The 21,394-nt window shown below is 44.7% G+C and carries 24 protein-coding genes; 20 read left to right on the top strand and 4 right to left on the bottom strand.

The features are described 5' to 3' along the window. Positions 1 to 322: 322 nt before the first annotated feature. Both AC1DPK_RS10475 and AC1DPK_RS10470 read right to left on the bottom strand, forming a co-directional pair. A complete protein-coding gene (locus AC1DPK_RS10475; RefSeq protein ID WP_339207322.1) occupies positions 323 to 733 on the bottom strand; it encodes an ImmA/IrrE family metallo-endopeptidase in 411 nt (136 codons plus the stop codon). 8 nt (positions 734 to 741) lie between these two features. Next, the gene (locus tag AC1DPK_RS10470) at positions 742 to 1,167 is read right to left on the bottom strand and encodes a helix-turn-helix domain-containing protein (RefSeq protein ID WP_076269721.1); all 426 of its coding nucleotides are present in this window, start codon (positions 1,165 to 1,167) and stop codon (positions 742 to 744) included. Positions 1,168 to 1,423: 256 nt separating this feature from the next. Here AC1DPK_RS10470 and AC1DPK_RS10465 point away from each other — a divergent pair, with 256 nt between their 5' ends. The 19 genes from AC1DPK_RS10465 to AC1DPK_RS10375 all read left to right on the top strand — a co-directional run bounded on the left by AC1DPK_RS10465 (position 1,424) and on the right by AC1DPK_RS10375 (position 17,048). After that, a complete protein-coding gene (locus AC1DPK_RS10465; protein WP_339207323.1) occupies positions 1,424 to 2,044 on the top strand; it encodes an ECF-type sigma factor in 621 nt (206 codons plus the stop codon). A gap of 178 nt (positions 2,045 to 2,222) precedes the next feature. Next, positions 2,223 to 2,411 carry a hypothetical protein gene (locus AC1DPK_RS10460; protein ID WP_339207325.1) on the top strand — a complete coding sequence of 63 codons (189 nt, stop codon included), beginning with the start codon at positions 2,223 to 2,225 and terminating at the stop codon, positions 2,409 to 2,411. Positions 2,412 to 2,414: 3 nt separating this feature from the next. After that, positions 2,415 to 3,731, top strand: a complete 1,317-nt coding sequence (locus tag AC1DPK_RS10455) for a phage tail sheath family protein (RefSeq protein ID WP_477510245.1) — start codon at positions 2,415 to 2,417, stop codon at positions 3,729 to 3,731. 1 nt (position 3,732) lies between these two features. Continuing rightward, positions 3,733 to 4,191 carry a phage tail tube protein gene (locus AC1DPK_RS10450; RefSeq protein WP_076269725.1) on the top strand — a complete coding sequence of 153 codons (459 nt, stop codon included), beginning with the start codon at positions 3,733 to 3,735 and terminating at the stop codon, positions 4,189 to 4,191. A 32-nt stretch (positions 4,192 to 4,223) separates the two neighbouring features. Beyond that, positions 4,224 to 4,646 carry a phage tail assembly chaperone gene (locus AC1DPK_RS10445; protein ID WP_076269726.1) on the top strand — a complete coding sequence of 141 codons (423 nt, stop codon included), beginning with the start codon at positions 4,224 to 4,226 and terminating at the stop codon, positions 4,644 to 4,646. A 229-nt stretch (positions 4,647 to 4,875) separates the two neighbouring features. Beyond that, positions 4,876 to 7,089, top strand: coding sequence for a phage tail family protein (locus AC1DPK_RS10440; protein WP_477510244.1), 2,214 nt, complete (start codon positions 4,876 to 4,878; stop codon positions 7,087 to 7,089). Further along, positions 7,086 to 7,751 (top strand): LysM peptidoglycan-binding domain-containing protein, encoded by a 666-nt coding sequence (locus AC1DPK_RS10435; RefSeq protein ID WP_477510243.1) that lies wholly within the window; start codon positions 7,086 to 7,088, stop codon positions 7,749 to 7,751. The genes AC1DPK_RS10440 and AC1DPK_RS10435 overlap by 4 nt, the downstream gene beginning before the upstream one ends. Before the next feature lie 4 nt (positions 7,752 to 7,755). Continuing rightward, positions 7,756 to 8,724 carry an XkdQ/YqbQ family protein gene (locus tag AC1DPK_RS10430; protein WP_477510242.1) on the top strand — a complete coding sequence of 323 codons (969 nt, stop codon included), beginning with the start codon at positions 7,756 to 7,758 and terminating at the stop codon, positions 8,722 to 8,724. Then, positions 8,724 to 9,026: a DUF2577 domain-containing protein gene (locus AC1DPK_RS10425; protein ID WP_477510241.1), complete on the top strand. Its 303-nt coding sequence runs from the start codon at positions 8,724 to 8,726 to the stop codon at positions 9,024 to 9,026. The genes AC1DPK_RS10430 and AC1DPK_RS10425 overlap by 1 nt, the downstream gene beginning before the upstream one ends. Further along, positions 9,023 to 9,424, top strand: coding sequence for a DUF2634 domain-containing protein (locus AC1DPK_RS10420; protein WP_477510240.1), 402 nt, complete (start codon positions 9,023 to 9,025; stop codon positions 9,422 to 9,424). Before AC1DPK_RS10425 ends, AC1DPK_RS10420 begins: the two co-directional genes overlap by 4 nt. Continuing rightward, complete coding sequence (locus tag AC1DPK_RS10415; protein ID WP_477510239.1) at positions 9,417 to 10,454, top strand: baseplate J/gp47 family protein; 1,038 nt, start codon at positions 9,417 to 9,419, stop codon at positions 10,452 to 10,454. Before AC1DPK_RS10420 ends, AC1DPK_RS10415 begins: the two co-directional genes overlap by 8 nt. A 3-nt stretch (positions 10,455 to 10,457) precedes the next feature. After that, positions 10,458 to 10,871: a phosphoglucomutase gene (locus tag AC1DPK_RS10410; RefSeq protein ID WP_477510238.1), complete on the top strand. Its 414-nt coding sequence runs from the start codon at positions 10,458 to 10,460 to the stop codon at positions 10,869 to 10,871. Then, the gene (locus AC1DPK_RS10405; protein ID WP_477510237.1) at positions 10,872 to 11,894 is read left to right on the top strand and encodes a DUF2793 domain-containing protein; all 1,023 of its coding nucleotides are present in this window, start codon (positions 10,872 to 10,874) and stop codon (positions 11,892 to 11,894) included. It abuts the gene before it with no gap. Between the two features lie 12 nt (positions 11,895 to 11,906). After that, on the top strand, positions 11,907 to 12,401 hold the full coding sequence (locus AC1DPK_RS10400; protein WP_477510236.1) for a tail fiber protein: 495 nt from the start codon (positions 11,907 to 11,909) through the stop codon (positions 12,399 to 12,401). A 3-nt stretch (positions 12,402 to 12,404) separates the two neighbouring features. Then, positions 12,405 to 13,022, top strand: coding sequence for a putative phage tail protein (locus tag AC1DPK_RS10395; RefSeq protein ID WP_477510235.1), 618 nt, complete (start codon positions 12,405 to 12,407; stop codon positions 13,020 to 13,022). 28 nt (positions 13,023 to 13,050) lie between these two features. After that, on the top strand, positions 13,051 to 14,064 hold the full coding sequence (locus tag AC1DPK_RS10390; RefSeq protein ID WP_477510234.1) for a hypothetical protein: 1,014 nt from the start codon (positions 13,051 to 13,053) through the stop codon (positions 14,062 to 14,064). A gap of 3 nt (positions 14,065 to 14,067) precedes the next feature. After that, entirely contained in the window at positions 14,068 to 15,549 is a 1,482-nt protein-coding gene (locus tag AC1DPK_RS10385; RefSeq protein ID WP_477510233.1) for a hypothetical protein, read from the top strand. Positions 15,550 to 15,883: 334 nt separating this feature from the next. Then, positions 15,884 to 16,369 (top strand): phage holin family protein, encoded by a 486-nt coding sequence (locus AC1DPK_RS10380; protein ID WP_477510232.1) that lies wholly within the window; start codon positions 15,884 to 15,886, stop codon positions 16,367 to 16,369. A gap of 55 nt (positions 16,370 to 16,424) precedes the next feature. Continuing rightward, a complete protein-coding gene (locus AC1DPK_RS10375) occupies positions 16,425 to 17,048 on the top strand; it encodes a peptidoglycan recognition protein family protein (protein ID WP_477510231.1) in 624 nt (207 codons plus the stop codon). Positions 17,049 to 17,088: 40 nt separating this feature from the next. On the opposite strand, the gene AC1DPK_RS10370 is transcribed toward AC1DPK_RS10375, so the two are convergent. After that, the gene (locus tag AC1DPK_RS10370) at positions 17,089 to 17,466 is read right to left on the bottom strand and encodes a PH domain-containing protein (RefSeq protein WP_076269741.1); all 378 of its coding nucleotides are present in this window, start codon (positions 17,464 to 17,466) and stop codon (positions 17,089 to 17,091) included. Positions 17,467 to 17,645: 179 nt separating this feature from the next. On the opposite strand from AC1DPK_RS10370, the gene AC1DPK_RS10365 reads away from it, so the two are divergent. Continuing rightward, positions 17,646 to 17,807, top strand: a complete 162-nt coding sequence (locus AC1DPK_RS10365; RefSeq protein WP_179089868.1) for a sporulation protein YjcZ — start codon at positions 17,646 to 17,648, stop codon at positions 17,805 to 17,807. 137 nt (positions 17,808 to 17,944) lie between these two features. On the opposite strand, the gene AC1DPK_RS10360 is transcribed toward AC1DPK_RS10365, so the two are convergent. Next, a complete protein-coding gene (locus AC1DPK_RS10360; RefSeq protein WP_477510230.1) occupies positions 17,945 to 21,190 on the bottom strand; it encodes a LamG-like jellyroll fold domain-containing protein in 3,246 nt (1,081 codons plus the stop codon). Between the last annotated feature and the right edge of the window lie 204 nt (positions 21,191 to 21,394).

The following is a 21,394-nucleotide window of genomic DNA, read 5'->3' as shown; positions in this document are numbered from 1 at the left end:
CCTATTCCGCAGCATTGGCTGTGGTATAGGAGCTTTTTGTGTTTATTGGTGCAGCTGGGAGTTCGTATGTGATTTGTACTCGAAGTAAAGGGGAAAACTCCTGTTAAATAATCAGCTTTGCTCATTTAATGCCCGTTAACAGGAATTTCTCCAGCTAATTCAGCCAATCGCAAGTACTTAAGGCTGTATTCACGATATTAACAGGAGTATTTCCAGTTAAACGCGGTAAATACGCCAATTTCAGCTGGATTAGCGGGAGCTTTTCCTGTAAGTGTGAATTTGCACAGCAGCACATTCATTGAATGAAGCAGAATACAGCTAATTAAAAATAAAACTTCTGCATTTCCGTAGGCACGCCATTTCTTCTTAGCAGCTCTTCAAGCGTCTCGCTGGGAGCAGGAGAATCGCCTGCTGTCAGCAGCCTTACGGCAAACTTGCTAGCTTGTCTCTCATATTTTCCAACATTAAAAAACGATTGCTCATCCAGCCAAAAACGGTTGAAGCCAGGATGCAAGCGGTCATGCCCGAGCTCATGCGCGCATACGAAGCGGCGCCAATTATCCGGAAGCGAATCGTGAATGACAATAAACCGGCGGCGCAGTTTTTTGAAATAGAGACCACGCGTGCCTTCTCCGAGGTCGGCGTAACGGATATGAATGCCAAGGCCCTCAGCGATGATGAATGGATCGTTAGTCTTATATTTTCGAATGAGCTTCAAAATCATTTTATCCATAGCAACACCTACCCTTTGGCATCATCAGGAGCATCGTTAGTCGGCTCGGTCTTTTTTTTGTGCTTATTCATATGCTTAGCTTCCCAGAACAACCCTGTAAGCACATCCATGACGCGCTGACGATCGGTAGCACTAAGCGGCACGCCGTCAAACATAATTTCCCCGTCTTCCTCAAGCAGCTTTTTAAAGTCGCGCTTATCTTTATACGTAGCCCACTCAGGTATAGTTGCCGAGGCTGCATCGCGGCCAAGCAAATAATCGGTTGTTGTCAGTAAGATATCCGCCATTTTTTGCAAATCTTCACTTGTTGGTGTTACCCGATCATTCTCGATATGACCAAAGTTAGAGCGGCCCATCTCGAGCTTTGCGGCGACATCCTGCTGCGTTAATCCGCGCTCAACCCTCAGTTGTTTAATTCGTGCACCCAATGACATTATAAATACCCTCCGTTTTTGAATATCCGGTATTTTAAATACTTGACGGTAATTAAAATACCAAATACAATGAGATTCATCAGACGAACACTTAAAGAAATGTATCAGTAGATCATAATCGCTATTTTAACTACTTAAAAGTAAGTATATTTTTGATTAGGAGTATTGTCAATACCGGAGAAGTCGCTATTTTTTTTTGTTGTGAGTGGTATTTTAAATACTCAATATTCATTAAAACCTAGGGGAGGTTATTTGAATGAATGCAGAACAACAGGTGATTGATCAATTACATGCGTATAAAAGGCTAAAAGCGAGAAAGAAACAGCTGGAGGGTACCTCGGTAGGACCAGGCATGAGGCTAAGTGCAGTATCTGAGGATGATCATTTGCAGGAGCTTCATCGGCAGCTGCGCAAGCTGCCTTCCTATATGTACTTGGATGAGCAGGATCAGCGTATCGAAGCAGCGGCGCATGCGAATCTATCGAAATATCCTATTGGAACGAAAGCGCAGCTAAACGAAGTAAAGAAAAGCCGTGCTACAGCAAGTCCAGCGGATGAAAAGCTGCTGCGAGAGCTGGAGAAAAAGATTGAGAAGGTGCTTGAAGCGCGAGAAGGCTCGGGCGGCTTTGAAGGTTATATGGGCGTCATCGATAAAATAAGCGAGCTTCAGGATATAGAGAAGCAGCTGCAATCTATCGATCAAGCGCTTGAAGCGTTAGAAGCATATGCGCCCGATTACGCTCGGCTGCTGAAGCTTCGTTTTATAGAAGGAAAGCCTACAGAGTTTGTTGCTTCGGAGCTGGGTATCGTTGATCGCACGTTCCGAAGATGGAAGCAAAAGGCGCTTCAAGAAGTTGTCCGCTTTCTGTCCGCCTAATGTCCGTTTTCGCTCAAATAACCGTGATATTATGATATTGTACCAAAGATCATAAACGGGGACGAGCGGTGGACGACACCGAGCGTCCCTTTTGTCTTATCCAGATGAGGAGGTGGCTCAGATGTGAGCGCGGGTGGGTGAAATGGTGCAAATCGTAAGAGGGCGGAGGCAGAACAAAATGAACAAAAGCAGATTGCAGGAAGCTGAGCTGGAACCAAGGTTCAGCAAGGAGCAGCTGAAGTCGGCTAGACGGTATACGCCTTCCCAGAAGGATATACTATCCGCCGTGCTGTTGGAGCAAGAAACGTATACTCACGAACAAGCGTTATCGATGATAACAGCCTATTTGAAAAAGGAGGTCATGTAGAACATGGCAGGAGGAACTTATACATCACAAAATAAGGTGCGCCCCGGCGTTTACATTAACCTGGTTGGCGAGAAGAAAACGGTAGGCAGCATGGGAGAGCGCGGAACGGTGTCCGTACCGCTAAACCTTAACTGGGGGCAGTCGAAGGCCGTTATTGCGATCAACGCTGGCGATGATCTGCGAAGCTTGCTTGGTTATGATCTAAGTGCGCCTGAGCTATTGCTGGTACGCGAAGCATTCAAGAAAGCAAAAACACTGCTCTTATACCGACTAAACGAAGGAACAAAAGCGACGGCTGTCGCTGGCAGCCTAACGCTTACAGCTAAATTCGGCGGTGTTCGAGGCAATGACATCACCGTTGCGGTCAAACAAAATGTTGACGATGAAGCACGATTTGATGTCATCACTTTTGTAGCTAAAGAGGCAGTTGACTCACAAACAGCAGCGAATATCGCAGAGCTGAAATCGAATGCCTTTGTAAGCTTCGGCGGTACAGGAGCATTGACGTTAGCAGCAGGCGTTCCACTTGTTGGCGGCTCCAATGGTACCGTAACGAATCAAGACCATACCGACTATTTGGCGCAAATTGAGCTGAAGGATTTTAATACCATAGCGCTAGTATCCGCCGACTTGTCCTTAAAATCGGTATATGCCGCTTTTGCCCGCCGTCTGCGCGAGGAAGAAGGCCGCAAAATTCAGGTCGTGCTGGCGAATTATCCGTCTGCTGATTCTGAAGGGGTCATCAGCGTCAAAAACGGCGTCAAGCTGCTGGATGGAACGGTTCTTGACGCACAGAAGGCAACGGTTTGGGTTGCTGCGGCAACTGCCGGAGCACCGATGAACAAATCGCTGACCTATGAAGCCTATGAGGAAGCTGCTGATGCGGACATTCGTTATACGAATTCGCAAACGGTAGAGGCGCTGCAAGCTGGTGAGTTTCTGTTCACGGTAAGCGGCGGCAGAGTCATTGTTGAGCAGGATATTAATACGTTCACTGGCTACTCGCCAGAGAAAGGCAAAGCCTTCTCCAAAAACCGAGTCATTCGTGTGCTGGACGGCATTGCGAACGATTTTAAACACATTTTCGAGTCGTTTTATATTGGGAAAGTTGATAATAACGCAGATGGCAGAAGCCTGTTCCGCAACGAGTGCTTGAAATATTTGAACAATCTTCAGTCGCTCAATGCTATTCAAAACTTTGAAGCCCAAGCCGATTTGTCGGTTGCAGCTGGTGTCGATACGGACAGCATTATTATTGAGGCTCATATCCAACCGGTTGATAGCGTAGAAAAAGTATATATGAAAGTGACGGTGAAGTAATATGGCATTTTTGAACGCAGGAGATACGATTTCGGGCCGCGAAGGACGGGCTTATACCATTATTAATGGTTTGCAGGAAGAGATGTTTTATATCAAGACGCTGGAGGCAAGCATTGAGAAGCAAAAGGCTGAGATCAAGACGCTTGGCCACCGCGGTTTGCAGCATAAAGCGACGGGATGGTCGGGTACAGGTACGATGACCATCTATTATGTAACGTCAAAATTCCGCCAGATGATGCTGGATTATGTGAATACCGGCGTGGATGCTTATTTTGATATTTCCATTATTAATGAAGATCCGTCTTCGGCTACGGGCAAGCAGACGGTTTTCCTTCATAAGGTGAATCTGAATAAGGTCATTATCGGTAAGCTGGATACGGAAAGCGAAGCTCTTGAAGAAGAGTTGGAATTCACTTTTGAAGGATTGGATATTGCGGAGCAATTTTCAGCTCTTTCTTAAGGCGAAATTAAAAATGATGGAGGCAAGAGACAATGAGTGATTTAAGTGTATTTTTTGCACAAAATGCGGCTGTGGAGTCAACGCAGCCGTTTATCGTATCGGATCGGTTTAAGGATGCAGAAGGACAGGCTGTCGCTTGGGAGCTGCGCAGCATGACGGAAGCGGAGAACGAGGAGTGCCGCAAGTCATCTACCCGCAAGGTAAAGGGGAAAAATGGCGCATTCACTCCAGAAACCAATACAGACGAGTATTTGGCTAAGCTTGTTGTCAGCAGCATTCAATTCCCGAACCTAAAGGATGCAGATTTGCAAAAATCGTACGGCATCATCGGTGCTGAGAACCTTTTGCGCAAAATGCTTCTCCCTGGCGAATATGCCTCACTCGTACAACGAGTGCAGGAAATTAATGGCTTTAACCAAAGCCTAAACGATTTGGCAGATGAAGTAAAAAACTAATAAAAGAGGGCGACGGAGAAGCGAATTACGCTTATTACGCCCTCCACGAGCTTCGTATACTTCCGCATGAGCTCATGACCATGACTCGGCGGGAGAAAGCGGCGATCTATGCCATGATCGACGTTCGTATCGAGAACGAGAAGAAACAGCGCGCCAAAGCAAAACGAAAATAAGGACGGGCCGCGCTCCCATGAGGGAGCGCTTTTGCCCGTGTGAAGGGGGTGGAAGGATGGCGAGTAATTCCCCTGCTATCATTGAGAATGGCGGGTCTGCCAATACAGGTTCAGCCGAAGCCTTTATTAATTTCATGAATCGTTTGAATGCTGCTTTTATTGAAGCAACAAAGCAAGGCGAAAAATTAGTGAATGCTTTTGATAAAATGCGTGTTGAAACCGTTCAGCTGGACACTGAATTGACGAAGGCAACTTCCTCTATGAATGAGTTTACTGAATCGGTTAAAAGATTAAGAGAAGCAGCAGTTCCTCCGGGTGGTGATTCAGGAGATTCTGGAAATCCTGATGGTTCAGGAAATCCAGACGGTTCTGGTGAAGGAAGGCCTAGACGAGGGTTTCTGGATTTTGAACCTCTTGATATATTAAAAGGTGCTTTTTCTGCTGTACAAGCTTTTAATACGATCATGGAGATGTTTCAGAACAATGAAGCAAATCCAGCTGACCCAGCAGGTGGTGAACCAGCACCTGACGCAATCGTTGATGCCGCTCAAGAGGGGGCATCATTATGGCAATCTGCAATACTCGGCGCTGGACAAAAGCTTACACAAATGATTGGCATGGCGATTTCCGGGGCTATGGAAGAGAGCAACTCAAAAGYGTTGCTGCTTGCTCGTTCCGGCGGTACTAAAGTTGGAGAGCCGCTATACGAGAATATACGTGGAAATGCGATTGAAAATGGCGTAGATGTAAACGAAGCCATAAAGACTGCACTGTCACTTATGCCAACTGCTCAAAATACGGGACAGCTGGATCGGATGACCAATATGGCGATGGAGTTGTCTACCTTAGATCCAAACGGTGGCAGCTCGGAGGATGCAGCAGGTGCAATAAAATCAGCTATGCAAGGCGATTATTCCGGATTAATGGATCAATTTAATATTAGTGAAGAAGCTTTTAAAGATGTTGGTTTCGAAAAAGCCAAGGATATGGATGGTTTTCTTAATGCGCTCGATGCGATGAGAGAAAAAGCAAATTTGGGAACAGAAGCTTTAAACACAGTCGGCGCTAGCCCAGTAAACCAAATCGCCAAGCTGCAAAATACGATTCAATCTGGTTTTGCTGCTGCAGGTATGGGGGCAGTCGCGGCAATGTCACCGCTGCTGGATAAGCTTAATGAACTAGTAGAAAGTGAGAAGTTTCAAGCCTTTTTCACTCTTTTTGGAGACGGATTAACGTTCGTAGCCAATCAGCTTGCCATAGTCGGCGAGGGGGCACTGTGGTTGTTTAGTCAGTTTTTGGACAATTGGCCGTTTATCGCTTCTATTCTTATGCTCGCTGGAGCAGTACTGCTGCCAACCATACTTACAGCCTTATGGGCAATGATTGCCCCCATTTTGGCACAAGCAGGTGCTTGGCTGCTGGCACTTTGGCCTATATTGCTCATTATCGCGGTGATAGGTTTATTGGTAGGTCTATTTCTATACTTTGGCGGTACGACGGAGCAGGTAGTTGGCTTCGTTTCCGGCTTATTTTTCGGATTATTTACGGCATTGAAAAATGGCTTCGCCTATTTGTGGAATATCATTTTATCGGTTGCTGAGTTTTTGGTTAACATTTTTATTGACCCTGTATATGCGATTAAAAAGCTTTTTTTTGATCTCACCCAAAATGTGGTTGGTTTCTTTGGCGGGATGATTAACAGCTTTATTGATGGAATAAACTGGGTTCTTGCTAAATTGAACAAGATTACTGGTAAAGATTATGAAATAAAAGGCAGATTCGACACGAGCCAAATCGATAAGTTTAAACCAACGAGCGATAAAAATGTTGTGGATTTCTCTAAATACAAAATGGCTCAATCTGACCTTGGAGAAGCCTTTAATAATGGATCGAGTTATGGTAAGGGATTTATGGATGATTTGCAGAAAAAGAAAAACAATACAAGTTATGATTTAAATAAGGAATCAGGCTTCCTTAAGCCAACTGCTGATGCAGGCAGTGGATTTGGAGCAGCAAGTCCTAACATCGACCGAGTCGGCGAGGTTGGTAAAATCAACGATAGCGTCGAGATTTCCAGCGAGGATTTGAAGACGATGCGGGAGCTTGCGGAGATGAAGAACATTCAGAACTTCGTGTCGCTGCAGCCTACGGTCAGCGTGCAAACTGGTGATATTAACAATGGCTATGATATCGATACGATTATCGGGCGTATCGAGCGTTCATTGAACGATGAAATTGCCTCATCTGCGGAAGGGGTGTACAACAGATGATTTCAAATGCGCATTATGATTATGAAATCTGGCTTAGCTACAATGATCAAAAGCAGGGCTTCCAGCTCCCGGTCAATCCTCCAGAAATTAAAATTAATGATGGTGCTGGGGGCAAGACCTACGAGGTGTCCGGTTTAGGCGAAATCAATCTCATTCAAAGCTCGAAGCTCACGACGATCTCCTTTGAAAGCTTTTTCCCAAAGACGAACTATCCGTTTGTCGTCAGCAAAACATGGATAGACCCTGCTTTTTATGTCATGGTTATCCTCGATTGGATGGAGAAAAAGTGGCCGATCCGTTTTGTTTATACCGGGGCAACCTTCGATATTAATTTGGCGATGAGCATTGAAAAATTCGAATGGAAGGAAGCGGCGGGCTCTGGGGATATTGAGTACAGTATTTCACTGAAAGAATTTGCTTTTTATGGTGCTAGGCCCGTAGTGATTAAAAAGGGAGCGGCAAGCGTGAAGCCTAACTCACGGCCATCGGATAAGCAAGCTCCAAGCACCTATAAGCTGGTTGCCGGGGATACGCTTATTAAAGTAGCTCGCGTTCAGCTTCACAAAGAAGAGCGTTGGCGGGAAATTCAGAAGCTGAACGGTATTAAGGATGCACAGCTCAAAAAGCTGCCCATCGGGATGACGCTAAAGCTGCCGAGGTGATAATATGCTGGAAATATTAATTGATAACCGCAATGGTAAAGTGTGGAATATTACGAGTCTTGTTCCTTCGCTGACCTACAAGACGAAACGAATTGGAGCGGCGTCTAGTTTGGATATGACGGTGCTTAAAGGAAGTCCATTTCAAAGTGCTTCATTTGAGGTGAACAATGGCGATGTCATTCGTGTCCTCAAAGATAATATCAATGTATTTTACGGATATGTATTTGAAGTGAGTACCGGTATGGATGAGAGAATCTCGATAAAAGCCTATGATCAGATTCGCTATTTATTAAGCAATTATTTTTATAAATTTCAAGGGGTTACCGCCTCTCAAATTGTAAAGAAAATTGCCGATGATTTTGGCTTGGAGACAGGCGTGCTCGTGGATACCAAGTACAAAATTCCATCCATGCTGGAGGATAATAAAAAGCTGCTTGATATTATTTGTAAGGCACTTGATCTAACACTCATTCATTCAGGAGGAAATTTTATACTTTTGGATGATTTCGGAAAGCTTTCCTTGCGCAATGTGGAGGAGATGAAGGTTGATTTTGTAATTGGCGATTACAGCCTTATGTTTGATTATGGAATGAAGCGATCGATTGACGGCGATACCTATAACCACATTATTATTTTTGAGGATAATAAAGAAGCAGGCATACGTAAGCATCATCCCAAGAAGGATGACGCTTCAATCGCGAAATGGGGACGGCTTCTGCTTTATCAGCAGGCGGATGAGAAAATGAATGTGGCACAAATAAATGAACAGCTTAATCAGCTGATGAAGCTGAAAAATCGTGAGCAAAAGAGCATCAGTATTGATGCCATTGGTGATTTGCGAGTTAGAGCGGGATGTTATGTACCCGTAGTGATTGATGAGCTCGGCATTCACCACTATTTTCTCGTAGATGAATGCTCGCATAAATTCGAAGCGGATTCGCATACGATGAAGCTGGAATTGAGGGTGATTTAATGGCATTATTGGAGTCGATCAAGAAAGCGGGAGCCGCAGCCTACGCTGCAGGGAATCCGCTAGCCGTCATGGTAGGAAAAGTCATTCAAATCAATCCTCTGGAAGTAAACGTCGATCAACGTTTTACTTTATCAGAGGATTTTTTAATTATACCGGAAAGCCTCGTTAAGTATGAAATTGAGCTGCAAACATCTGAAAAGCTGGTCATCCGCACAGGCTTGGAAGCGGGAGATGCGGTGTTAATGCTCCGCGTACAAGGCGGTCAACAATTTGTAGTACTCGATAAGGTGGCTAAGCCATGATTCCACAGGGAGCAAATGTTGCGGAGGTCACGACAGTAGAGGAGCTCGAAACGAGCAAGACCTATAAGCTTGATTTAGGAAGCAAACGGATCGTAGGCAGGACTGACGGGTTAGAAGCGGTAAAGCAGGCTGTATTTAAAATATTGCAAACAGAGCGGTACCGCTATTTTTGCTACAGCACCAATTATGGTACTGAGCTGGAAAGTTTACTTGGAGGATCGCCATCTTATGTTCAATCAGAGCTAAAACGCAGCATTCAAGAGGTGCTTTTGCAAGATGAGCGGGTGAGTGATGTCATTGATTTTCAGTACGACGTTAAAGATGAAGCTATCGTTGTCCAGTTTACTGTCGTAACGGAGTTTGGAAGCTTTGGAGAGGAGGTAAGCCAAAATGTATGAAAACATGACCTTTAGCTATTTGCTCCAGCGAATGCTGGATCGTGTACAAGGGAATGTAGATAAGCGGGAAGGCAGCATTATTTATGATGCGCTGGCTCCGGCGGCTGCAGAGCTTTCTGAGCTGTATGCTCAGCTGGACGTCAATATTGATTTAGCTTTTGCAGATACATCGAGCGGGGAATATTTGTCTAGGCGTACAGCAGATTTTGGCGTCAATAGGCAAGCGGCTACGAGAGCGAAGCGGCTCGGTAAATTTTATGGCTCCAGCGGAGCGGCAATGGACGTGACGATTGGAAGTCGTTTTTCGGCAGAATCGGTTAATTACATCGTAAGAGAGAGATTGAAAGTGGGCTCTTTTGTTCTTGAAAGTGAAACAGAGGGAGCAGCTGGCAATCAACAGTTTGGCGATATGCTGCCTATCGATTATATTAGCTCGCTTGCTCGTGCAGAGCTAGTCGATGTGCTGGTGCCCGGTGAGGACGAGGAGTCGGATACACAGCTGCGCAGCCGTTTCTTTGCCGAGGTTCAAAATCCAGGGACGAGCGGCAATGTATCCGATTATATGAGATGGGCGTTGTCGGTTCCCGGTGTTGGCGGTGCAAGAGTGATGCCCTTATGGGATGGTCCGGGGACCGTGAAGGTTGTTATCGTCAATTCGGATAAGCAGCCAGCGAGCGAGGTGCTGCAGCATGCGGTGCTTGATTTTATCAATGAGAACRGGCCAATCGGTGCAGAGGTTTCAATCGTTTCGGCTTCGAGTGTGCCTATTCGCATCAAGGCTAAGGTTACACTTGCAGTAGGATATACGATTCAACTTGTGAGCGCGGCTTTTGCTAAAGCACTCACTGCTTATTTAGATGAAACGGCGTTCCGCATTAATTATGTGAGTATCGCTAAGCTCGGTACTTTGCTCTTAGGAGTACCCGGGGTCTTAGACTACGATCGACTTTTACTGAATGGCGGAAGCGATAATATCGGACTTGAAATTGATGAAGTACCTATTGCGGGGCTTGTTGAATTGGAGGTGTAGCCTATGCGATATCCTGCGGAGGTAGATCAATTTACGGTGAAGCTGAACAAAAAGGAAGGCAGCGAGCTGTACGTTATAGAAGAGCAGCTTGCCGTTTTTGGAGGGGTATTTGAGGGAGAACTTGCACATGACGACATACGCAAGGAAAGCATTCAGGTCTATACAGGACCCGGCTTATCGGGTGAGAAGATACAGAATTATTTTCTAACTGTACCGGCTGAGACGCCTTGGAGGCTCCGAATTAAGCTTTTTGCTCAAGCTGAAGCTGTCTTTGTTACCTACGAGACGCCCGGCGATCGGGTGGAAGCAGCAGATATTAATGATTTGCAGGTTAGTATTTCTGCAACACAATTAGAAGTGGAAAGATACAAGAAAAGCGGAAGTATCGATGGCGGATCATTTTTGAGGAGGAATTAAATGTCACAGACGATTCAGATCAAGCGTGGAACAAAAGCAGAGCTATCTGCATTCGGTGCTTTATTGGCTGGCGAAATGGGATTTTGCACAGATACGAAGGAAGTTTATGTCGGTGATGGGACAACAAATAGCATGGTAGGTCGCGCGTTATCCGGCACAGAAGCAGCTAGACCAGCCGCAGCAGCCATGGGTAGGTTGTATTACGTGAGCAGCGGTACAAACAATGGTTATTTGTATGCTGATGATGGAACCGCATGGAGAAGAATCAATGCGCAGAAGGTTACCGATTTGACGGGAACGCTGGATGACATTTCAGAAGGTGCAACCTATGCAAAGGTACTAAAAGCTAACGTTACCAGCGGCAATGTAAACAAGGTGTCCGATGGTGTGAACGTGAAAACAGCTGCTGAGATCAAGACGCATCTGGACGATCCAACCAAGCACAGGCTTATTAATGATGCGGGCTTGGCTATAACCGATTTGTGGTCAGCGCAAAAGATTAGAAATGAAATTGAGCTGGCGAAGCATAATATCGAGCCGCAAGCTTCGGTTAAGGATAAGGACTTAGTGACCCCGCCGACTTCACCTGTTTTAGCGGATCGTTATTTGATTCCTGCAGGCGCAACTGGCGTTTGGGCCTCGCAAGTTAACAAAATTGCCGAGTGGAACGGTACAGCTTGGGATTTATACACGCCGCAAGTAGGATGGACATGCTACATCGATGATGAGCAGAAGATTTTTAGCTGGAACGGTACCGCATGGGTGCGAACTGGCGGTGCGCTTCAGACGATTACAGCTGGCAGCGGTCTTACTGGCGGAGGGCAGGCCGATACCGTCACCCTTAGCGTTGGAGCGGGGAACGGGATTGCGGTTGCAGGTGCAGCAGTTAGTGCAAAAGCTGGCAAAGGCGTGCTCGTTAATGCGACAGGCATAGAAGCAAATATTGATGCAGACAGCATCGTTTATGATGCTGCGAACGGAAATCGCTTAAGGGTTGCCGTCATTGATGGCGGTACGTTCTAAGGAGGCGAGCAGATGCCAAGAAAAGTACTCATTCAATTGAGGCGAGGTTTGGAAACGAGCATTGGACTGCTTGAAGTCGGTGAACTAGGGTACTGCACAGATACCCAGAAGCTGTACATCGGTACAGCAGGCGGGAATATTGTGCTTGCTGCAGCGCAGGCGACGGGCGACATGCTGAAAAGCATTTACGATACGAACAACAACGGAAAGATCGATAGTGCAGAAGCAGCGGACAGCGCGCCTTGGGCTGGTATTAGCGGCAAACCTGTAAGTTTTGCCCCGGCTGCGCATGCTCACGCGGCTGCAGATATTACCTCAGGTACCGTTGCCGTGGCCAGATTGCCTGCTGCGTCGGTAACTGCTGCTGGTGTTGTTCAATTAAACAATGCGGTTAACAGCACGAGTGTTGTACAAGCGGCGACGGCCAATGCGGTGAAACTCGCTTATGATCTAGCCAGCGGAAAGCTTGGACCGGGAGTAACCTGGAATCAGCTAAAGGGGGTGTAGGTATTGTCCTATAGTCTAGCTTTATATGGCGAACAGACGTATGGGGAAGATAGGGACGACGGGGAGGAGGCTCTCCATACGGAAATAGATCTCATGAAATATTTGCCTCCCTATTATTATGAAGTCGTTGAAATGCTAGCTATTCAATCTAAGCTTGGCGGAGAACTAGGGGAGCAGGCTGAGGCGATTGAAACGGCATTTGATCAATATTTTGTACATTCGGCTACATGGGGACTGACGCGCTGGGAAAATGTGCTTGGACTGAAAAGCGACTCCTCTTTGCCGGATGCTCGACGACGCGAGAGTATTTTAGCCAAGCTTCGCGGAGCTGGTACGACGACTAAAGTTAAAATTATCCAAACGGCTATCGCTTTCTCTGGCGGTGAGGTGATTGTAATTGAATATCCGGCAGAGAGCCGTTTCGAGGTCGTATTTGTTGGGACGAAGGGGATTCCGCCCAATATGGCTGGCTTTATTCAAATGCTAGAGGATATTAAGCCCGCTCATTTAGCTTTTGCTTTGAAATACACCTATACAGTGTGGAATCAGATAGGAACGATGACATGGAATCAAGCGCGAAGCAAGACATGGAGTGAATTAAGAGTTTACGAGGGAGTGTGAAAATAYGCAAACGACAGGGAATTTAGGATTGAAAAAACCGGAAGGAACAGATGTTGTCGATATTGCGGATTTGAATGGGAATGCGGATATTTTGGATACTGCGGTTAGCAACAAAGTAGATAAAGTGGCTGGGAAGCAGCTATCTACAGAGGACTATATGACAGCGGAGAAGACCAAGCTGGCAGGCGTTGCTGCGGGGGCTAATGCATATGTGCATCCGGCTAATCATCCTGCATCCGTTATTACTCAGGATGCGAGCAATCGATTTGTGACTGACGCTGAGAAAACGGCTTGGAATGCAAAGGCGAGCACGGCTGCAGCCACCACTTCCGCAGCTGGTCTTCAGTCTGCGGCTGATAAGGTGAAGCTGGATGGGATTGCTGCTGGGGCAGGAAGCGTAAATAGTGCAACGGATCCCGTAATAGGTACACGAACGATTGATGATACGATAACAGCTGCAGCAGGTGCAGACACGCCTACACGGTTATGGTCGAAGTTGGCTAATATGATTAAGGGCATAACGGGTTCTTCGAACTGGTATACATTACCTTCAATGACGATTACATCTATTACAACTGCTTTGGAAACGAAAGCTAATTTAGCTTCACCAGCATTTACAGGAACACCTACAGCTCCAACGGCGGTAATAGGAACAAATACAACACAGTTGGCTACAACTGCTTTTGTTAAATCTGCTACAGATAGCTTGAACATCGCTAGGAAGGCGCAAGCAGATGACACAACAATTACGACAACGTCAGAAACGATAATAGCAACTTTTACTCCAACGTCTAATGGGAATTTTTTGATTGGTATTTATATGCGAGCATTAACTGCTGCTACAATAACAATAAGGGTAACTTATGCAGATGTAACAGGAGCACAATCAACGATACTATTAAATGCACAAGCTGTAGGAGTAGGAAGCTATAGCTTGTTACCTTGTTATATAAATGCAGTAACAAGTACGCCAATTGCAGTTAAAGTTACTTCAAACATCGCAAGTCAAGTTGAAGTATCAGCGACTATTATGGGGGTATAGAAAATGGGGCAAATTATAGTAACAGGAAACGTAAGAGCTGAGGAAGTTCTAGAGGGTAAAAAATTTTCAGCTGGACTCATTTATGATGGAGCAGGAAAAATGCTCAACAGGTCATTATCGGTCTTGGGTGGAGGATATGCTCATTCTATATCAGTCAAACCAGACGGAGGTGGGAATCTTGTATTCGAACCACCTACAGGATATTATACTTCAGGGTTAAACGTAAATGGTTATGGCTCTTTACTTGCAAATGATCCTGATTTTATCGCATCGAATATACGTTCAGATAAGAATATTTTCGGACTTCAAGGAACAATGCCATACAGATCTGGGGTTATACAAGCATCTGGAACGTCTCAATGGGGCGACGGACAATTAGCGGTATATTTACCTGAGGGTTATTATGGTACATTGGGCACTTCGGAAGCTAGAGTGTCCCTGTCGCAGTTGCAAGCTGCTGAGCCTAAGTTAGTTTCTAAGAACATTAAGAGCGGTGAGGTATTATTTGGTTTGACTGGGACCGCTAAAACTATTTCATCAGCATATACAGGAACTGTATTCACACATACTTCGGCACCTGGTTACTTAAGTTATAGACCTGAAACTAGTGCGTATTCCTGCACAAGCTATGATGCTTCCGTCGTTTACTATTTAGGTATGCAAGGAGGGGGGGCGGCTAGGGTTTATAGATATACTCCTATTAATGGTATTACTGAGATTACGGGTATGTCACATCAAAGTACGACGGCTATTTGTACCAATTCCGATGGAGATTATTTCTTTGCTTATTGCATGTATAACGGAGTCCCTGTTATTTATCTTCGTCGTAATAGCTCTGGCGGAACAACTTCATGGAATGTTCCAGAATGGGTAGAAACAAATTATGGTTCGGCGGGAATTGCCTGCACCGCTGATGGTCGATTCGTGTTTACTCATAATTGCCAGAGAACCAAAATCTATCGTTTAGATGTTGTTACTAGTACGTGGACTATTATTTCCAATACATTTCCGAATTTATACTTAGGCACCATTAAATGCAGTGGAGATGGTCGCTATGTATATGATTCTCAGTATACTGCTCCTGGTACTATTTACGTAACAGATACGCAGAATGGAAACACTCGAACTGTATTTTATCAAGCACCCGCAGGTTATACTCTAGTTGACTATGATGTAGCTAAAGATAATCAAAATGCAGCCATCACAATTGAAGATTCGAATTATACTAAATTTTATTATTCCTATGTTGGTGGAATTGCTACTGAGTATTACCAAACAAGAACAACGATACGTATGTCTAAAATATCGGCAAACGGTCAAAGATGGCTTGGTTGTGATAGATTTAGAGCATCGAATGGTACAGTCACACCAACAAATGTACCCTTTGTTATAGGTCTAAGTAATGACTTATCAACATTTATCGATGTTTTATGGAACAATAGCACAAACTATGTGGATGGGCTTCGAACAAACATTATTGCTTAAAAAAATTGAGCTATATGATAGGTTCTTTGTCAATTTATTTTGCTTAATCTCTTATAGTCTAAGTAAGATGGATTTTTGTAGTACATCATTTTCTAAGTATAATTTCATGCATCTTCAGTTTAATTATATTTATACATATTAAGACAAGAAGAGGAGCTTAAAACTTCTATTTTTGTCTTTTTATTTGTAAATAAAAAAGAAATAAATTATGAGCAAATATCATGATTATAAACCAAATATTTTCAATATAAGACAATCTTAAAAGTAGAGATATTTAAATTAATTTAAATTATTTAAGCTTAGTTTTCAAAGAAATAAGAAAAGAGGAATAGTTATGCTTAAATATATTTTTTCATTGGATATTACTCCAAGCAAGACACTAGCTGCAGGAGTTGGAGCGGCTGCTGCACCTTGGATAGATCTTTTATACGGAGAAGGGAGAATGCTTCCTATCATGCTACTCTTATCTACCATAGTTATGGACTGGATAACAGGAGTAGCAGCGTCGTTAAAGGATGAGACTTATAGCTCGGAATACGGACGTCATGGTATTTTAAGGACTGTTTTTTTGTTGTTATTTCCTTTCCTGGCGAATTTACTTGACTTGATGCTCGGAACGCCAGGGCTCTTATTCTATGCAATAACTCTAGGTTTAGTCTATCATACATGGCAGTCACTTACTGCYAATGCTTATCGTGCTGGATGGGAGAAGTGGATCCCTGACATTGTCATCAAGCATATTGAAAGTGAGTTGAAGGCTAAAGTACTTCGAGCGACGCAGCGCGGAGCCGATTCGGAAGGAGAGGGTAGTAATCCTTAAATATCTTACAGACCACATCCCCCCATCCACCCCCAACAATCGCCGCCCAGGCCATTTGCTTCTGCCGCAATCCATTACCATTCACAACACAGGCAACCCTACCAGCTCAGCGAGAAATGAAAGGGCGTGGCTAACGAACCCGACTAATAATCGCACCGCATCCTATCATCTTGTTGTGGACGAGCATGAGGTCATTGAGTGTTTGCCGCTGAATGAGAATGCGTGGCATGCGGGTGACGGGAGCGGCGCTGCAAGCGGGAATCGAACATCGATTAGCATTGAGATTTGCGAGAGTGGAGACTATGAAAAAACACTTTCCAATACTTGCGAATTAGCAGCAAAGCTACTGAAGCAGTACGGCTGGGGAATCGATCACCTGCGTCGCCATTACGATTGGAGCGGGAAGATTTGCCCAAGATTGATGTACGATAATGGCAAGTGGACAGGCTGGGACCATTTCAAACAGAAGGTACTGGAGAAAATGAAACGGCCAACCGACAATCGAAAGTCAGATCTGAATCTATCAGAAGCAGAACAAAGGCTTTTAATTAACACCCTCGGACAATTTACGGATCAAAAGCTTCTACAGGACACCAAATGGAGGGAGAAAGCGGAGCAAGGTACGTTAACGCTCTCGGAGCTGGCATGGCTGAATACAATGATACTCTCGCGAAAATAAATGAACCCCGCCGACCTCTACGGTCTGCGGGGTTCATCATTTATTTTAAGACATATTCAGCCAAAACCTTCTGAAGATCGTAGATGTTCAGGTTCTTGTTGAATGTTTTTTGGATGGGCGCGACGCTGCCTGATATCCAAATCTTCAGCTCGGCATCCAGATCATAGTTTCCGGCTGTTTCGATGCTGAAATGAGTAATGCTTTTGTAAGGATAGGAATGGAAATCGATTTTTTTGCCGGTTATTCCTTGTTTATCAATGATGATGAGGCGTTTGTTCGTAAAAATAAACATGTCGCGAATGAGCTTGTACGCTCTTTCTACATTCTCCGATCTACTGAGCAAGTTGCCAAATTCCCTTTGCGCCTCGTCAGGATTTACTTCAGAGGCGTTCCCCATTAATGCGTCCAAAAAGCCCATTTTAACACCATCCCTCTAATTCCATATGTACCTAAAAATAGTTCCTTCGTTTACTTTATGCGCAGACAAGCAATAATAGATGGCTTTTTTAGGCATCTGCTCATTTCCTGCAAAAGCCCATACACTTTTGCCCCAGAATCATAGGATACTGTGTAAGTTAACAAAAAGGAGATGAACAAATGAGCTATGGAGTAGCAGGTGCTAATGTAGGTCCTGGAAACTGCGCACCTTACCCAGTTGCAGGAGTAGGCGTAGGCTGCGGCGGTGGCGGATTCTCAAGTATTGGATTTATTCTTGTCCTTTTTATCCTTCTTGTCATCATTTCTCGTTCTTGGCTGTAAGCAATAATTAAGCCAAAGCGTAAACGCAAGGCTTTCCAAACGCTTTCTAACTAAATGAAAGTATAATAACATCCCCATAGCCCTGAGCCATGGGGATGTTATAGTTTATCATATGGGACAAGTTGCTAATGATATTATTATTCTACAATGGAGCGAGCGACGAGAATAAGATCTAATAGATCGATGACACCGTCTTTGTTGACGTCAGCTTGTTTAATTTGTTCCCAATCCGCTGAGCCTTCGCGTTTGCCGTAATGAATAACGATGAGGGCCAAATCCGAAATGCTGACTTTGCCATCTTGGTTTTGATCGGCAGGGTTTGTCGTTTCTTTTGGCGTTACTTGGATATTTAATGTGTATGGAGCAGCATTAACTTCAGTTTCGCCGTTTGAAATTAAGATCGAATCCGCAGTTACTTTACCTGTAGTAACCGTTTGTGTTTCTTTTGCTTTAAAAGTAAGCTCCACAATCTGTTTACTGCCGGTAACCGCGTTTTCTACCCCTTCGCTAGCAAGAATGAGTCGGAGTTTACCTTTCTCATCATGGATGGTATTCACAATTTGAACCTTTTCAAGAAGTGAACGGCTAGCTACATATTCAAATGCATTCGGGTCATAGTTAAATGAGATATCTTGTGCATAAACGTTGTCCGAAACATCATTCAAGCCTAGCTTAATCGTAAAGGTTGAACCGGATACGACAGACGTTTTTCCTTCCAATACAGCAGTTGGACGGGATGTTACTGTCCCTTCTTCTTTAACGGAAGCGGTGAAGTTAGGCAATGACTCTTTTCCTTGTCCACTTGCGATCATCGCTTGATGAAGCACCGCAGATGCACCGTTATTTTGGGACTGCGTTACTAACCGTACAATAGGCTGATCCGGCGAGATGGCGGAATCTGCTGTAAGGACGATTCTTGTTTTTCCATTGGCACTTTCATTTCGTAATACGGTAACGCCAGCTTGAAGCGGCTTAATCGATTGGACAGTTAGTTCGCCAGTCTCTAATTCGATATCCAAGGCTTTAGCATCTGTGTTCAGATGACTAACGGCGAGTTCATAACCTTTTAATTGTTTAGAAGTGGTGTCAACAATTTTGGTTAACTGAAGATTCGGAGCATCCGGTTTGTTCTGATCCTTCTGAGGGACGAACATGCCATCAATCGTCTTGGAATCGCCAATCGGCGAATCGACCTCCAGTGCAGCTAATATCGTTGCAGCGATATCCTTCGTTGTTCCTCCTTGCAAAAGCTTCTCCTTACCTACATCCGTTGCAATTGTTCTTCCGTTTGCTGCGATAAATACCGTTTTGGCAAGCGGCGAATCTTGTCCATGGGCAGTAGCACTGCCGAGCGTATGATCTGCGTTTTCTGTGCCGCCGCCATGATCGGCTGTCATTAGAATAAGCGTATCGTCCAGCAGGTTTTTGCTGCCGAGCGAGTCATAGATCGTTTTTACAAGGTTATCTGTTTCCATAAGTTTTGCGTAATAATCCTTCGTATAGAAACCGAGCGAGTGTCCGACACCGTCCACATCATCCAATTGGAAGAAAATAAGGGATGCATCGTATGCTCTGCCGTCTGCCGCATATTTTGCAAAAGCATTTACATTAGCTTTATCGCCCGCAGAATATCCTTCGGCACCAAGGGACGGTTCAATATGTCCATTAATGATGTTGGACCAGGTTGTGAAGGCAGCAAGCTTAGTCTCCGGGAATTGTTCACGCAATTTTTTGAAGACGGACGGGTAAGGCGATGTTTCACTATAGGTATTATTTGCGCTAATCGTATTGTCAATTTGATGCTTGCTGTAGTCCACACCATTTAACATAGCACCCCAGTTAGGAGATGAAACGGTAGGCAGCGTCGTTGTGACGGAATAACTAGCAGCACTTTTCTCGATGATGCCGCGCAGTGCAGGCAGATTTAATCGGTCGCCTACCGTTTCCTTCACAGAGCTTGGAGTTTCCCAGTATGGCGCATCCTTTGATACCGACATGCCGGCACCGTCGATGCCGATAACGACAACTCGTTTGTAAGGCATATATTTTACTTTATCAGCAATATTGGTTAGTTCTTGAACGGACTTCCCTTGAGCCAAGGCAACATCACCAATCGTAATATGACTGTCTTTGTTAATATCCTCAGATGCTTTTGTATTAATCTGAACAGTTTGCGCAGGCGTGTTCAACGTTTCCTTCACATATTTATTACCACCTACGAAAAATTCAGCAGAAGTCACTTGTATCGTGCCTTGTCCACTTGCATCCTTCGCAAAAAAGTAAACATCAGACAGCGTAGATGACGCGAATTCTAAAGGGTTGGTTTTGTTATATACACTTCCAGCTGGGAGCTCCAGCTTAACGATGCCTGGTGTTGAAGTGTCTACTTTCGTTGCTTTCGTTGCACGTGAGAATGTGAATTTGCTGCTGTCATAGGCAATTTCTACGCTCGCGCTGTCGATCGCGGTTGTCATGGAAGGGGTGCGCAGGTCGAGCATTTGCCTAAATTCTGTGCCAGGAGCTGTGGCTGTTGCACCTACGAATTTTAGCGTGCCATTGAATTTATCGCTGATTACAATGGGCGGAGCACTATTGAAAATTTCTATAACCTCTTCAGGGGTGATCGCACGATTCAAAATGAGAACCTCATCGAGCTGCGCTTCCAAAGCTGCAGAATATTTGCCAGTGCCATCATTGCCGAGCATTGTGGAAAGACCAGAATCGATCGTTCCTGTGCGACCAGTAATGCTAATGGCACTTGCGATATTATTGAATTTGGTCCCGTTCGAAGTAGAGACTGCAACAGGCACGCCATCTTTATAAAAATCTACGCGTCCGACGGTACGGTCATGCGAGATGACGATATGGTGCCAGCTCCCATTAGCGACGTTTGGAATATCAGCATCTATACGTGTTCCGCCTGCCGTGTTGAAATTCCATCTTAGCCTTTTATCGGATTGAAGAGAAAGGTTGTAGCCAACATTAGCACCGCTGTTCCAGTCTTTGTTGGATAGAATGGAAGGATCGGAATCTACGCCGGAGGACTTCACCCAGAAGGAGAAGCTGAAGCTTTTATCGACTCCGAATTGGAGCTGTGATGGCTTGCCTAGATTTACGTATTGTTTATTGGCACTAGTTGAACTTAAAGAAAGGGCTTGTCCGATTCTTCCGGGAACGAAAGTTGGAGTGCCGACGATGTCAGCCGAGAGATTGTTTGTGGAACTATCAGCGGCATTGTTCTCAAAGCTGAACTTTGCATGCAGGTCGGCATTCACAACAGCTGCAAAAGCGGTTTGGCTGAGCGGAACAAATCCTCCTGATGCGGTAATTAATGTAACGGCAGCAAGCGTGGATACAAATGCTTTTTTTATCGTCTTATTCATGAATAATAACCTCCAATTTTTCGAATAGGTGTCTCGTGAAATCGATTAGGGGACAGTAGATTTACTTTTATGGCATAGGGGCCATAATCCAACATCCTTCCCACACATAGATTAAAAACAAAACAAATAATGTCATTAAATAATGTGATTAATTGTTTTTGTGTGTTTTTGATTCTTCTTTATCATAAGGTTGTGTTGTTAAAC

This window comes from Paenibacillus sp. 01T424, assembly GCF_056398745.1.
Note: the sequence above shows the minus strand (reverse complement) of the source record. Positions and strands in the feature narration are given on the sequence as shown.